This window comes from Pseudomonas sp. XP1, from assembly GCF_053557675.1.
Genome location: NZ_JBNRIJ010000025.1, coordinates 29,913 through 44,505, shown reverse-complemented (window position 1 = coordinate 44,505; position 14,593 = coordinate 29,913). Strand labels below are relative to the sequence as shown.

Genomic DNA, 14,593 nt, shown 5'->3' with positions numbered 1-14,593 from the left:
GTGGCCGGGCCTGCCATCTACAAAGACTGACCTATGAACACAGCGCAAAGTGCCGCTCAGCTTCCTGATGCAGAAACCGCCGTCCCCCTGTGGTCCACCCTGTAACCACCCCCAGGAGGACCACCCCATGCCCGTTGAAATCGATGAAACCACCCGCCGCTGCACCCTCATCAGCGAAGACCTGCGCATCGAGGGTGATGGCCCGTCCATCGAAATCGTCACCGACGAACAGCTGCGCATGTCCGTGGCCTTGCTCGCCGACCAGCGTGTGCCCATCACTGAAGCCGAGGCCGATGCACTGACCGTGGCGGGTGCGGTGGATAGCCGCAGGCATCTGAAGGCCAGCACTCCAGGCTCGGTAATCTGAGGCCTGGCGGGGCCCGCCCGGAAATCTGATACGGTTTTTATCGCAAAATCTGAGCCTGTGCTGATAACAGCCTCAGGGCCATAGTGCTCATGCCTGATCGAGGCCTGATGAGCACCGAGCCATGAACGATAGAATCCCTTTCACAGAGATCGCCACCGCCCCAGCCAGCCCCCTGCCGCGACGCGCCGACAATGGTATCCATACCCGCAGCTTCACCGGGCTGTACCGCAACCTGCGCATCGGCTTCGCCGGCGCCCTGTTCGTACTGTTCTTCGGCACCGCCTGGCTGAACTGGAACGGCCGCCAGGCCGTGCTGTGGGACCTTGGCAACAGCAAGTTCCACATCTTCGGCGCCACCTTCTGGCCGCAGGACTTCATCCTGCTGTCGGCGCTGCTGATCATCTGCGCCTTCGGCCTGTTCGCCATCACCGTGTATGCCGGCCGCGTGTGGTGCGGCTACAGTTGCCCGCAAAGCACCTGGACCTGGCTGTTCATGTGGTGCGAAAAGGTCACCGAGGGCGACCGCAACCAGCGCATCAAGCTGGCCGCCGCGCCCTGGAGCCTGAACAAACTGGCTCGTCGCACGCTGAAGCACAGCCTGTGGTTGGGCATTGGCGTGCTCACCGGGCTGACCTTCGTCGGCTACTTCACCCCGATCCGCCCCCTGGCGGCAGAACTGTTCACCTTGCAACTGGGCGGCGTGGCGCTGTTCTGGGTGCTGTTCTTCACCGCCGCCACCTACGTCAATGCCGGCCTGCTGCGCGAAGCGGTGTGCCTGCACATGTGCCCCTATGCGCGCTTCCAGAGCGTGATGTTCGACAAGGACACCCTGGCGGTCGCCTATGACCCGCGTCGCGGCGAAGCCCGTGGCCCGCGCAAGAAAGGCAGTGACCTCCGCGCCCAGGGCCTGGGCGACTGCATCGACTGCACCTTGTGCGTGCAGGTATGCCCCACCGGCATCGATATCCGCGATGGCCTGCAAATGGCGTGCATCGGTTGCGCGGCATGCATCGATGCCTGTGACGGGGTAATGGACAAGATGGGCTACGCCCGTGGCCTGATCGGCTACAAGTCCGAACGCAGCCTGCAAGGTGGCACCACCCATTGGCTGCGCCCGCGCCTGCTGGGCTACGCTGCCGCGCTGGGGGTGATGATCGCGGCGCTGGTGGTGGCCTTGCAGCTGCGCCCGATGGTGTCGCTGGACGTGATCAAGGACCGCGGCCTGTTCCGCGAGAATGCCCAGGGCCAGATCGAGAACATCTACCTGCTCAAGGTCATCAACAAGACCGAAAGCACCCGGCACTACGAGCTGCGCCTGCTGGACGCCGACGGCTTCAGCCTGCAAGGCAAGACTTCATTCATGATCCCGGCCGGTGAAATGAGTGAACTGCCGGTGTCGGTGGCAATGCTCGCCGAGCGCCCGGCCAGCAGCTCGCAGACGCTGAGCTTTGAAATCAGCGAGCGCGACGACCCCAGCATCCGCAGCGTGGCCCACAGCCGCTTCGTCGCACCGATGAACCGTTGATCCCTTACACTGATTCCACCTTGCCTGCCAGGCTTCGACAGAAGGCCAGAATGAAACGCTACGAACGCTTTGCCGACGACATCGCCGAACTGATCCGCTCTGGGGTGCTGGGCCCCGGCCAGCGCGTACCCTCGGTGCGCTATGCCAGCCAGACCCACGGGGTCAGCCCGTCCACGGTGTTCCAGGCCTACTACCTGCTGGAGCGGCGCGGGTTGATCCGTGCCCGGCCGCGCTCGGGCTATTTCGTCAACGCCCACGCCCCGCGCCAGTTCAGCGAGCCGCAGGCCTTGCAGCCGGTCAGCGAATCCACCGACGTCGACGTCAGCGCGCTGGTGTTCTCGATCCTCGACTCGATCAAGGACCCAAACACCGTGCCGTTCGGCTCGGCCTTCCCCAGCCCCGAGCTGTTTCCGCTGCAACGCCTGGCGCGCTCGCTGGCCAGCGCCAGCCGCAGCATGGACCCGCGCATGGTGGTGACCGACCTGTCACCCGGCAACCCGCAGCTGCGCAGGCAGATTGCCCTGCGCTACATGGTCGGCGGGCTGATGCTGCCGATGGAGGAGCTGCTGATCACCAACGGCGCGCTGGAAGCCTTGAACCTGTGCCTGCAGGCCGTCACCCAGCCCGGCGACCTGGTGGCCATCGAAGCCCCCGCCTTCTATGCCTGCCTGCAGGTACTGGAGCGGCTCAAGCTCAAGGCCGTGGAAATCCCTGTGCACCCGCGTGAAGGCATGGACCTGGGTGTGCTGGCGCAAACGCTGGAGAAGCACCCGGTCAAGGCCGTGTGGTGCATGACCAACTTCCAGAACCCGGTGGGCGCCAGCATGCCGGAGGCGAAAAAGCAGGCACTGGTGGAGCTGCTGACGCGTCATCAGGTGCCATTGATCGAAGACGACGTGTACGCCGAACTGTACTACGCGCAACAGGCCCCCAAACCGGCCAAGGCCTTCGACACCCAGGGGCTGGTGATGCACTGCGGCTCGTTCGCCAAGAGCCTGGCACCCGGCTACCGCATCGGCTGGGTGGCAGCCGGGCGCTTTGCGCAGAAGATCGAACGGCTCAAGCTGATGACCTCGCTGTGTGCCTCGATGCCGGCCCAGGCGGCCATCGCCGACTACCTGCAGCACGGTGGCTACGACCGCCACCTGCGCAAACTGCGCTATGCCCTGGAAGGCCAGCAGGCCAACATGCTGGCGGCCATTGCCCGGCATTTCCCGGCGCAGACGCGGGTCAGCCAACCGTCCGGCGGCTACTTCCTGTGGCTGGAGCTGCCCGAACAGATGGACGCCCTCAAGTTGTTCCACATGGCCCTGGCCCAAGGCATCAGCATCGCCCCCGGGCCGATCTTCTCGCCCACCCGGCGCTTCGGCAACTGCATCCGCCTGAACTACGGCAGCCCCTGGCACGAGGATGCCGAACGGGCCATGGAAACCCTGGGGCGGATCATCCGCTCGTTCTGATGGCTGGTGCCCCGGTGGGCGACTATAGTTGCCCGATACGCTCACCGGGCCCTCGCCATGCAAGCAGATTCGCTCCCGTCATTGGCACAGCTGCAAGCGCGTGTCGCAGAACTGGAAGCGCGCCTGGCCAAGCGCGACGACACGGTACAGGCCCATATCCAGCTGCTGGGCGAGCTGCTCGACAACAGCCTGGCCAACGTGTTTGCTGCCGACCGCAGCATGCGCCTGATAGCGATCAACCGCACGGCCCGGGAAACCTTCGAGCGTTACCGTGGCTTCGTGCCGCAGATCGGCGATTACGTGCCACAGTTCCTGATCAACCAGCCTGACATCATGGGCCGCCTGGCACCGGTGTGGCCACGCGTGCTGGCCGGCGAAGCCTTCATCGACACCATCACCCTCGGCCCGCCCGACGCCCCCCGCCACTACGAGATTCGCTACCACCCGTTGCACGATGCGCAACAGCAAGTCCAGGGCGGGTATCTGTTTGCCTATGACATCACCGAGCGCACGGCCGAGCAGGAGCGCCTGCGCCAGGCCGAAGAAGCCCTGCGCCAGTCGCAGAAAATGGAGGCGGTCGGCCAGTTGACCGGTGGCATCGCCCACGACTTCAACAACTTGCTGGGCAGCCTGCTTGGCGCACTGGAGCTGGCAGAGCAACGCCTGAGCCAACAACGCCTTGCCGAAACCGCCCGCATGCTTGGGCTCGGCCGTAGCAACGCACTGCGCGCCTCAGCCCTGGTGCAGCGGTTACTGGCCTTTTCGCGCCAGCAGACGCTGATGCCACAGGCGGTGGACGTGCAGCGACTGGTTGCCGACATGCATGACCTGATCCGCAGCTCGACCGGCCGTCACATCGACTTCCAGGACCGCACGCTGGCTGCACAATGGTCGATCCGCATCGACCCGCAACAGCTGGAGAACGCCCTGCTCAACCTGTGCATCAACGCCCGTGACGCCATGCCGCTGGGCGGCACCTTGCGGATCGGCTGCGTAAACGCCGATCTCGAAGCGGCCGACGCCAAGCGCCTGGACCTGCCGCCAGGCCACTACCTGCACATTCGAGTCGAGGACACTGGCGTGGGCATGTCCAGTGAGATGCTGCAACGCGCCCTCGAACCCTTCTTCACCACCAAGCCACTGGGCCAGGGCACTGGCCTGGGATTGTCCATGGTCTATGGCTTTGTTCGCCAGTCCGGGGGCCAGCTGCTGATCGACAGCGTCATCGGGCAAGGCACTTGCGTTCACCTGTACCTGCCCCGGGACCGGAGCGCTCCCGCAACCTGCCACGACGAGCCAGCAACATCCGCCACCACGCCCCTGCAGGCGCGCGGGTGCCGGATCATGCTGGTGGAAGACCAACCGGCCTTGCGCCTGGTGCTGGTCGAAGTGCTGACGGAGCTGGGCCACCAGGTGCAGGCTTTCGAGGGCGGCCACCCGGCGCTTGAATCGTTGAAGGAAGGGCCGCCACCGGACTTGCTGATTACCGATGTCGGCCTGCCTGGGCGGGTTGACGGTTATCAGCTCGCAGAGGCCTACCAAAACCTTGTGGAGCATGCCCCGGTATTGCTGATTACCGGCTACGACGCTGCCGATACGATGCACTTTGCCTGGCCCGACAGGCGCACCGAACTGCTGCACAAACCCTTCGACCTGAGCACCCTTGGCGAACGGATCGAGCGGCTGCTGGGCATTGCGCCACACCCGCGTTGACTGGCTATTCGCCTGTTGCCGAACACGCTAAAGTCTGGGCTTCATCCACTGTCGGACGTCGGCATGCCCTCCTGCGACCTGCTTTCACTGCGCCAACAAGTCGAAGCCCTGCAGCAACAGAACGCGCTGCTGGAAGCCCGCCTGGCAAGCCATCAGCAACACGACCAGGACTTCTACCGCTCGCTGTTCGACACCATGGACGAAGGCTTCTGCATCATCGAGTTCTTCGACGGCCCGCACGGCCCACTGAGCGACTATGTGCATGTGCTGGCCAATGCGGCCTATGCCAAGCACGCCGGCATCCCCAACGTGGTCGGGCAGAAACTGCGCGAGATGGTGCCCGATGAGGCCGACGATTGGGTCGCTCGTTATGGCGCGGTGCTGCGCACGGGCGAGCCGCTGCATTTCGAGCAGGAGCTGGTCGCCACCGGCCATGTGTTGTCGGTGACCACCTTCCGCGTAGAGCCTGCCGAAAAGCGCCAGGTGGCGGTACTGTTCAAGGACGTCACCGCACGCCGACGGGCAGAGGAGGCCCTGCGGCGCCTGAACGAGGAGCTGGAACAACGAGTCAACACGGCACTGGCAGAACAGGCCAAGGCAGAGGCGGCCCTGCGCCAGGCACAGAAGATGGAAGCGATCGGCCAGCTCAGTGGCGGCATGGCCCACGACTTCAACAACCTGCTGGGCGGCATCCTCAGTGCCCAGGAGCTGATGCGCCAACGCCTGGAGCAATCCCGTTTCGACGCCCTGGAGCCGTTGCTGAAGCTGTCCAGCGACTCGGCGCAGCGGGCCTCTTCGCTGGTACACCGGCTGCTGGCATTTTCCCGTCAGCAGACCCTGCAGCCCTGCTCCACGCAGGTGGCCACGCTGGTGGGCGGCATGGAAGAGCTGCTGCGCCGCACCATCGGCCCCTCCATCACCCTGACCAGCCATTTCCCCTGCCAGCTGTGGCCGACCTTCATCGACCCGCCGCAACTGGAAAGCGCCCTGCTCAACGTGTGCATCAATGCCCGCGATGCCATGCCCGCCGGCGGCGTGATCGATATCCTCGGTGACAACCTGCAGCTCGACGACCAGCAAGCCCGTGCACTGGAACTGCCAGCTGGCGAATACGTACGGCTGTGCATCAGCGACAACGGCAACGGCATGTCGGCGGAGGTGGCCGAACGCGCCGTCGACCCGTTCTTTACCACCAAGCCGATGGGCCAGGGCACCGGCCTGGGCTTGTCGATGGCCTACGGTTTCGTACGCCAGTCGGGCGGGCAGCTACGGGTGTTGTCGACACTTGGCGAAGGCACCCGCATCGAACTGCTGCTTCCCCGCCACCACCAGCCCCCCGCAGCCCCCGCCACCAGGCCAGCGCGCACATTGCTGGAAAAAAGCAGCAGCGCCACGCAGCGTATCCTGCTGGTCGAAGACCACGCCGCCTTGCGCGTGGTCGTCTGCGAGGTGCTGGAAGAACTGGGTTATCGGGTCGATGCATTCGAGAACGGCCCGGCCGCCCTCGCTTACCTGCAAGATGGCGAGCGGCCAGACCTGCTGTTGAGCGATATCGGCCTGCCCGGCGGCCTGAATGGCCGCCAGTTGGCTGAACGTTGCCGCGAGCGCCACCCCGGCCTCAGGGTGCTGTTCATCACCGGCTACGACGAAAGTGCGGCGCTCAGTGACGGCCAGTTGCTGCAAGGTACTCAGGTACTGACCAAGCCGTTCGAGCTGGCAGTGCTGGCCGACCGAATACGCGCGCTGCTGGAGGATTGAGCGGCGCGCTCAGCGCCCGCCGCCCAGGTCGATGAAGCTGCCGGTGGAGTACGAGGCTTTGTCCGAGAGCAGCCAGAGGATGGCCTCGGCCACTTCCTCGGGGCGCCCGCCGCGGCCCATGGGCAAGCCGGGCTCCAGCTTGCTTACCCGGTCGGGGTCGCCCGACAGCGCGTGGAACCCGGTATGGATGTAGCCTGGCCGCACACCATTGACCCGCACACCCTCGCCTGCCACTTCCTTTGCCAGGCCAATGGTGAAGGTGTCGAGGGCGCCCTTGGAAGCGGCATAGTCCACGTATTCGTTGGGCGAGCCCAGGCGTGCGGCCACCGACGACACGTTGACGATGGCCCCGCCCTGCCCGCCGTGCCGGCGCGCCATGCGCAGCAGTGCGTGCTTGGTACAGAGCATGGGGCCGACGACATTGGTCTTCATGACCTTGAGCAGACGGAATTCGGACATGTCCTCGACCCGGCTTTGCTGGCCGATGGTACCTGCGTTGTTTACCAGTGCGGTGACCGGGCCGAGTTCTTCGTCCACGCGCTGGAACAGCCGGATGACCTCATCCTCGACACTGGCGTCGGCGCGTACGGCGATAGCCTCGGCGCCCAAGGCGCGGACCTGTTCAAGGATGTCATCGGCGGCTTGATCGTCGGTGTGATAGTTGATGCAGATGCGATAGCCCTGGCGGGCGGCCAGCAGTGCCGTGGCGGCGCCGATGCCGCGGCTGGCACCGGTGATGACGAGGACTTTCTCCATGGATCTGCCAATCGTTTGGAAAGGGAGCTTCGACAATAGGGGAAAAGGCTGCGCGTGGGAATGACCTTTCCTTTTACTGCCTGGGCTTGCCCTGCCGGGGAAACAACGTCTCGAATCGCGGCGTCGCCCGCGCAACGAAACCCAGCCCCTGGTGCATGATGAAATAGGCAGCTATTTCATGCCGCTCGGCGAAGGCATAGCCTTCCTCCGGGCCGAGCACCATCAACAGCGTATCCAGGGCATCGGCACGCAGCACGGAAGGGTCGACCACCGACACTGCCGCCAGCGCGTGCTTGACCGGCTTGCCGACACGTGGATCGAAGGTATGCGAATAGCGCTGGCCACCTTCCTCGAAATAGTTGCGGTAATCGCCGGCGGTGGCAACACCGTAGCCATCCAGGGCGATGGCGCGCTCCACTTGCTGCTCGCCCTCGCCACTTGGTACTTCGAGGGCAATACGCCAGGGCGCGCCATCCGGCTTGCGGCCGACCCCCTTGAGTTCGCCGGTGATCTCGACCAGATAGGCCTGGATACCCAACGCCGCAAGCCTGTCACCTACCCGGTCCACTGCATAACCGGCGAGCATGCTGTCGAAATCCAACTGCGCCGCCACATCCTTGCACAGCTTTTCTCCATGCAGGTGCAAATGCTGCAGGCCTACCCGTGCCTGCTCACGCGCCAGCGTGCTGGCATCTGGCACTTGCCTGCCTCGTGACTGCGGGCCAAAGCCCCAGAGGTTCATCAATGGCAAAACCGTCAGGTCGAAGGCCCCGCCGCTTTCGCGGAACAGAGAAACACCGTACGCCAGCAAGTGCTGCATCTCTTCCGGCACTGCCTGACAGGCGCCGGCCGGCAGAGCGTTGAAGCGGGAAACCACGGAGTCGCCGCGCCAGTTGGAAAACTGCTTGTCGAGCGCCTCGAGAATCATCTCGACTTCACTCTTTACCTGCTGCGCGGCGGGCGCCTGCGCGGTGGGTACGTACTGGACCGAATAAGTGCTGCCCATGGTCGGCCCGCCAAAGCGTTCGATCCTTTCGCCGCAGCCACACAGCAGCGTCACCAGCATGACCAGCAGACTCGCGCGCATCATTCGACACCTCGCCGACTCTGGCCGCCCGTTCGCGGCACAGGTTATTTCACCAGAATTGCGAGATGGCAATTGGCCTACCGTTCATCAGCAAACCTGGTCAAAAACCGAACAAAATCCTCCTCGAGCACTCTTATCTGCGCGGGTGATCAATCATCCCCCCTCCCTTTCCGCTTAACGTCCCGGAATTTACAAAACCATCATGTGCATAAGCGCATAGGGGCGTCCTTTGCCCAAAAATTGGAGGACAGTCAATGTCTAGCCATTCGTTGCAGAGCGTCGAACGCCTGCAGAGCCGCATCCGCGCCCAGCGTCAGCCGCAACAGAAGCCTTTCTGGCGCCGTCTGCTGGCAATCGCCTCGTCTTCTCAGCGTAGTTGGCACGGAGGGATCGAGCTCAGGGGATACAAGGAACTGTCCAACGCCACGCCAGTTGCCCCGGTCGCACTCGGAAAAATCCAGCTGGCGATCCCGCTCGGGCGGGGTCGGCGGTTTGTCCAGCCTTGCGTGCAGCCGGGGCAGCATGTGCGCAAGGGCGAAGTGATCGGTATTGGCGACAACACCACCGCTTGGGTGCATGCCAGTACCTCCGGCACCGTGGAACGGATCGACCAAGTCTTCGCGGCCGACTCGGCCGAGCCGGTCATGGCCGTCATCCTGAACGCAGATGGCCTGGATGAGTGCATCGAACGCCCGGCACCGGGCCTGCCGCAAACGCCAGATGCGCTGGTCGAGCGTGCATTGCAGATGGGCATAGTCGGCCTGGGTGGTGCGGGTTTCCCGACAGCCCTCAAGCTGGCCGGCGCCCGGCAGCCCGACCTGCTGCTGATCAACGGTGCCGAGTGCGAGCCGTTCCTTACCTGCGATGACCGCCTCATGCGCGAGAATGCCGAAGCGTTGATCGAGGCCGCCGACTATGTCGCCGCACTGCTTGGGATAACGGCAACCCGTTTCGGCATAGAAACCAACAAGCCGGAAGCGATGGCCACGCTACGTGCCGCCGCTCGCCAGGCGCGTACCCGGGTCGAGATTTGTCCACTTCCGGAGCGTTACCCGGCAGGTGGGCAACCACTGATGATCAAGAGCCTCAGTGGCCGCAACCTGGCCCCGGGGAGCCGGCCTGCCGATATCGGCGTGCTGGCGCTGAATGTCGCAACGCTCTACGCACTGGGCCGGGCCGTCTTCCATGGCGAACCACTGACCAGCCGCGTGCTGACGCTGACCGGTGACTGCGAGCGCCCAGGCAATGTGCGGGTGCCGGTGGGTTACCCGGTCAGTGAACTGCGCGCGATTGCTGGCGCCTCCCCCACTGGGCAGCTGACCCAGGTCGGCGGCCCGATGATGGGCCAGCCACTACCAGACGCCAACGCCTTCGTCAGCAAGACCAGCAGCTGCCTGATATTCGGCGCCGAGCGCTACCTGCCAGCGGCTCGCCCCGCCAGCAGTTGCATTCGCTGCACGCGCTGCGTGGATGTCTGCCCGATGTCGCTCAGGCCGCTGGACCTCTATGCTGCCGCCGAACGCCAGGACAAGGCCAGCCTGCAGGAACTGCGCCTGGACGCCTGCATCGAATGCGGCAGCTGCAGCAGCATCTGCCCAAGCAATATCCCGCTGCGCGAACGCTTCCGCCAGAGCAAGACGGAGGTCCGCGCATGAGCCTGGTACGCCACCCCACCCCGCAACGGCTGCGCACGGTGATGCTGCTGGTCGTCCTGTGCCTGCTGCCGGGCACCGGCCTGTATGCCTGGCAATTCGGTGTCGTGGTCTGGTTGCAGGCCTTCTGGTGCGTACTGTTCGCCCTGGGCTTCGAAGCCGCCCTGCTGCGCCTGCGCGGGCATGCCGTACGCGAGGGTTTGAGCGACCTCAGCTGGCTGGTGCTGGGCCTGATACTGGCGCGGGCATTGCCGCTGATGGTGCCGTTATGGATGATCGCCCTGGCCAGCTTTGCCGCGCTCGCACTGTGCAAGCACGCCAGTGGAGGCCTTGGTCGCAACCGCCTCAACCCTGCCATGGTTGGCCTGGGGATCGTTGCCATCTGCTTTTACCAGCAGTTGTACCCCGCGCCATCGAACCATGCCCCCTGGACCGCAGCCCTGGATGCCAAGGCAGTTCTGCTGCAACAGCTACAGTTGGTGCCGCGCCTGGATCTCGATGCGTTCGCTGGCGCCACTCAGCTGGCGCAGAACGAGTTCACCCATGTCACCCACAACCTGTCGGGGTTCGGCTACATTGCCGGCGGTTTGCTGCTGGCTTCGCTGCGGGTGATCCGGGTCGAGATTCCGCTGGCGATGATAGCGAGCACGGTATTGCTGTGCATGGCTGCCGGCCACAGCTTTCAGGAAGCCGTGTATAACCTCAGCCTAGGCGGCTATCTCTTCACCGCCTTCTTCATCGCCACCGATCCGGTAACCAGCCCCGATACCCGCGCCGGTCGCATTCTCTTCGGCGTCACCGTCGGCACGCTGACCGAGCTGATTCGCGAATTCGGGCTGTATGCCGATGGCCTCTGCTTCGCCGTGCTGGCCGGCAACCTGCTGGTGCCGCAAATAGACCGGTTGGTGCTGCGCATGCAGCGGCCCTGGTACACAGCAGCGAGTGCCTGACATGGCATTTGGCAAGGGCTAGAGCCCGGGCCTTGTTCTGGCCCGGCTCAATGCCCTGCCGACGCCGGCCCGGCCTTGGCTGTAAAGGGCGGTTTGGCAAACCACACCAGCAGGATCAACCCGGCAAACACCCAGGTCATCAGGGTGAAGTAGTCCACCGTCGACATCATGTACGCCTGCCCGTTGAGTATCTGCTCCAGCTGCGCATAGCTCTGCGGGCTGGCCCCACCCAGCTGCTCGAGGGTATGCCGCGTGGCCGGGTCGAACTGGCTGATGTGCTCGCTCAGGTAGGCATGGTGCTGGTCCGCCCGGCGAATCCAGATCCAGGTGGTCAGCGACGCTGCGAAACTGCCGCCCAAGGTACGCAGGAAAGTTGCCAGGCCCGAGCCATCGGCAATCTGCTGCGGTGGCAGGTCGGACAGCAGGATGCTCAAGGTCGGCATGAAGAACAGCGCCACGCCAATGCCCATGAACAGCTGCACCAGCGCCACATGCTGGAAGTCCACCTCGCTGGTGAACCCGGCACGCATGTAGCAGCTGCTGCCGATCGCCAGGAACGCCAGCCCGGCCAGCACACGCAGGTCGAAGCGGTGCGCGTACTTGCCCACGAACGGCGACATCAGCACCGGCAACAGGCCGATCGGCGCCACCGCCAGGCCGGCCCAGGTAGCGGTGTAGCCCATCTGCGTCTGCAGCCACTGCGGCAGGATCAGGTTGATGCCGAAGAACCCGGCATAGCCCCCCACCAGCACGATGGTGCCGACGCGGAAGTTGCGGTGCGCGAACAGGCGCAGGTTGACCACCGGGTGACGGTCGGTCAGTTCCCAGATCACGAACACCGCCAGGAACACCAGCGAGATCAGGCTGCCGACAATGATGAACGACGACTCGAACCAGTCCAGGTCATTGCCTTTGTCCAGCACCACCTGCAACGCACCAACGCCGATGACCAGCGTCAGCAGGCCGATGTAGTCCATCGGCTGGCGGCTGGTGACCACCGGCCGGGTGCGCATCTGCTGGCGCACCACGGCGGCGGCGAACAGGCCGATGGGCACGTTGATGAAGAAGATCCACGGCCAGCTGTAGCTGTCGGTGATCCAGCCCCCGAGAATCGGCCCGGCAATCGGCGCCACCACCGTGACCATCGCCAGCAGCGCCAGGGCCATGCCGCGCTTGGCCGGCGGGTAGACCGCGATCAGCAAGGTCTGGGTCATCGGGTACAACGGCCCGGCCACCACGCCCTGCAGCACGCGAAAACCGACCAGCTCCGGCATCGACTGGGCAATACCGCACAGGAACGAGGCCAGCACGAACAGCAGCGTGGCCCAGATGAACAGCTTCACCTCGCCAAACCGCCGGCTGAGCCAGCCGGTCAGCGGCAAGGCGATGGCGTTGCTCACCGCGAACGAGGTGATGACCCAGGTGCCCTGCTCGTAGCTCACCCCCAGGTTGCCGGAAATAGTCGGCAAGGCCACGTTGGCGATGGTGGTGTCGAGCACCTGCATGAACGTCGCCAGTGACAGGCCGATGGTGGTCAGCAGCAGGCTCGGCGGCGTGAACTGGGCAGCAGCGTTGTTGCTCATCGCTGGGCCGTCTTGCCGGTTGCGCTGTTTTCGTGGATCAACCGGGCAATCAGGTTGTCGGCTTCGACCAGCTGGCGGTCATACACCTGGGTGGTGTAGCTGGCCTGCTGTGGTGGCTGCTGGGCCAAGGCCGGGCCGCTCTGGTCGTGCAGGTCGACCTCGACCACGGTGGACAGGCCGATACGCAGTGGGTGGTCCTTGAGCTGGTCGGGGCTGAGGTGGATGCGCACCGGCACGCGCTGGACGATCTTGATCCAGTTACCGGTGGCATTCTGCGCAGGCAACAGGGCAAAGGCGCTGCCGGTGCCGGCGCCTAGGCTGTCGACCGTGCCGCTGTACCTGACTTCGCTGCCGTACAGGTCGGCGCTGATCTGCACCGGCTGGCCGATACGCATGTCGCGCAGCTGGGTTTCCTTGAAGTTGGCGTCGATCCACACCTGGTCCAGCGGAATCACTGCCATGGTCGCGGTGCCCGGTTGCAGGCGCTGGCCCAGCTGCACGGTACGCTTGGCAACATAGCCGGTGACCGGTGCCACAAGGGTGGTGCGGGCGTGGTCGAGGTAGGCCTGGCGCAGGTCGGCGGCGGCGGCCATCACCTCGGGGTGCGAGGACACCACGGTGTCGTCGACCAGCGCGCTGCTGGTGCTGAGCTGCTGGCGCGCACTGTTGACGGCGGCCTCGGCCACGCTCAGGTCATCGCGGGCATGGGACAACTCTTCGGCAGCAATCGCACCGCTGTCGGCCAGCACCTTGCGCCGATTGAAGTCCTGCCGGGCCTTGCGCAGCTCGGCCTGGCGGGTTTCCAGCTGGGCCTTGAGCGCGTCGACGTTGCTGTACAACCCGCGCACCTGGCGCACGCTGCGCGCCAGCCTGGCTTCGGCAGACTGCAAAGCCACCTGGCTGTCGGCCGGGTCGAATTGCAGCAGTACCTGGCCGGCGTGGACCAGGTCGCCGTCATCGGCACCGATGCTGGTGACGGTGCCGGTGACCAGCGGGGTGATCTCCACCACGTTGCCGTTGACGTAGGCATCGTCGGTGCTTTCGTGCCAGCGCCCGACCAGGCTGTACCAGGCCCAGGCACCGGCGCCGGCAAGGATCAGCAGCAATAGCAGGCCAAGCAGCCAGGCCTTGCGCTTGCGCGACGGTTCGGGCGCGGCGGAGGGAGTCGGGGTGTCTGCGGGAGTGGCCATGACAATACCTTGGATAATTCGTGACAGGGATCAACGATCGCCGAAGCGGCGGATCGTCAACGGGTCGCCGGCAGCGAGCAGGACCTTGGCCAGCAGGCCTTCCAGGGTCTGGAGCTCTTCGGCTGCCAGCGCGCCGCACAACTCGTTCATGGCCGCCGCGCCGATTTCCGGCAGGCGGTCAGCCAGGCGCTGGCCATCGGCGGTAAGGGCCAGACGCACCTGGCGGCGGTCGTCGGCGCAGCGGTTGCGCACGATCAGCTCCTTCTGCTCGAGGCGGTCGAGCATGCGGGTCATCGACCCGCTGTCCAGGCCCAGGTAACGGCACAGTTCGGCCGGGGTGTCCACCTGGTACTGGGTGACGATGATCAGCACCTTGAACTGCGCGGCGGTGACGCCTTCCGATTCGAGGTGCCAGTCGAGAATGCGGTCCTTGAGGATCGCCGCACGGCCAAGCAGCATGCCGATGGCGCAGGTCTGGAAGTTTTCGGGGGAGAAATGCGCCATCGGAGACTGCTCGATTAATTGTGTAAAAATATTACTGCCTAGGCAGTG

The 14,593-nt window shown here is 64.8% G+C and carries 12 protein-coding genes; 7 read left to right on the top strand and 5 right to left on the bottom strand.

Translation table 11 applies throughout. The features are described 5' to 3' along the window. Positions 1-127 precede the first annotated feature (127 nt). The 5 genes from ACK1U9_RS19160 (at position 128) to ACK1U9_RS19140 (ending at position 6,823) form a co-directional block, all read left to right on the top strand. Complete coding sequence (locus ACK1U9_RS19160; RefSeq protein WP_449110100.1) at positions 128-367, top strand: DUF3203 family protein; 240 nt, start codon at positions 128-130, stop codon at positions 365-367. A 121-nt stretch (positions 368-488) separates the two neighbouring features. Further along, positions 489-1,892 (top strand): cytochrome c oxidase accessory protein CcoG, encoded by a 1,404-nt coding sequence (ccoG, locus tag ACK1U9_RS19155; protein ID WP_085602170.1) that lies wholly within the window; start codon positions 489-491, stop codon positions 1,890-1,892. Positions 1,893-1,942: 50 nt separating this feature from the next. Continuing rightward, complete coding sequence (gene mapR, locus ACK1U9_RS19150) at positions 1,943-3,352, top strand: GntR family transcriptional regulator MpaR (protein ID WP_046615385.1); 1,410 nt, start codon at positions 1,943-1,945, stop codon at positions 3,350-3,352. Between the two features lie 57 nt (positions 3,353-3,409). Then, positions 3,410-5,065, top strand: coding sequence for a PAS domain-containing sensor histidine kinase (locus tag ACK1U9_RS19145; protein WP_046615386.1), 1,656 nt, complete (start codon positions 3,410-3,412; stop codon positions 5,063-5,065). Positions 5,066-5,128: 63 nt separating this feature from the next. Beyond that, positions 5,129-6,823 carry a response regulator gene (locus tag ACK1U9_RS19140; RefSeq protein ID WP_449110099.1) on the top strand — a complete coding sequence of 565 codons (1,695 nt, stop codon included), beginning with the start codon at positions 5,129-5,131 and terminating at the stop codon, positions 6,821-6,823. Between the two features lie 9 nt (positions 6,824-6,832). Here ACK1U9_RS19140 and ACK1U9_RS19135 read toward each other — a convergent pair whose 3' ends face one another. Then, entirely contained in the window at positions 6,833-7,579 is a 747-nt protein-coding gene (locus tag ACK1U9_RS19135; RefSeq protein WP_046615388.1) for an SDR family oxidoreductase, read from the bottom strand. A gap of 73 nt (positions 7,580-7,652) precedes the next feature. Beyond that, complete coding sequence (locus tag ACK1U9_RS19130) at positions 7,653-8,669, bottom strand: FAD:protein FMN transferase (RefSeq protein WP_046615389.1); 1,017 nt, start codon at positions 8,667-8,669, stop codon at positions 7,653-7,655. A 251-nt stretch (positions 8,670-8,920) separates the two neighbouring features. On the opposite strand from ACK1U9_RS19130, the gene rsxC reads away from it, so the two are divergent. Together rsxC and ACK1U9_RS19120 are read left to right on the top strand one after the other, a co-directional pair. Beyond that, positions 8,921-10,321, top strand: a complete 1,401-nt coding sequence (gene rsxC / locus ACK1U9_RS19125) for an electron transport complex subunit RsxC (protein ID WP_153670835.1) — start codon at positions 8,921-8,923, stop codon at positions 10,319-10,321. After that, the gene (locus ACK1U9_RS19120) at positions 10,318-11,268 is read left to right on the top strand and encodes an RnfABCDGE type electron transport complex subunit D (protein WP_085602176.1); all 951 of its coding nucleotides are present in this window, start codon (positions 10,318-10,320) and stop codon (positions 11,266-11,268) included. Before rsxC ends, ACK1U9_RS19120 begins: the two co-directional genes overlap by 4 nt. Before the next feature lie 47 nt (positions 11,269-11,315). Here the strand turns inward: ACK1U9_RS19120 and ACK1U9_RS19115 are convergent, their stop codons facing one another. Genes ACK1U9_RS19115 through ACK1U9_RS19105 form a run of 3 tightly spaced genes read right to left on the bottom strand, consistent with a single transcriptional unit; the run spans position 11,316 to position 14,545 of the window. Continuing rightward, the gene (locus ACK1U9_RS19115) at positions 11,316-12,851 is read right to left on the bottom strand and encodes a DHA2 family efflux MFS transporter permease subunit (RefSeq protein ID WP_025338877.1); all 1,536 of its coding nucleotides are present in this window, start codon (positions 12,849-12,851) and stop codon (positions 11,316-11,318) included. Continuing rightward, positions 12,848-14,041 carry an HlyD family secretion protein gene (locus ACK1U9_RS19110; RefSeq protein ID WP_449110098.1) on the bottom strand — a complete coding sequence of 398 codons (1,194 nt, stop codon included), beginning with the start codon at positions 14,039-14,041 and terminating at the stop codon, positions 12,848-12,850. The genes ACK1U9_RS19115 and ACK1U9_RS19110 overlap by 4 nt, the downstream gene beginning before the upstream one ends. A 30-nt stretch (positions 14,042-14,071) precedes the next feature. Beyond that, complete coding sequence (locus tag ACK1U9_RS19105; RefSeq protein WP_046615393.1) at positions 14,072-14,545, bottom strand: MarR family winged helix-turn-helix transcriptional regulator; 474 nt, start codon at positions 14,543-14,545, stop codon at positions 14,072-14,074. Between the last annotated feature and the right edge of the window lie 48 nt (positions 14,546-14,593).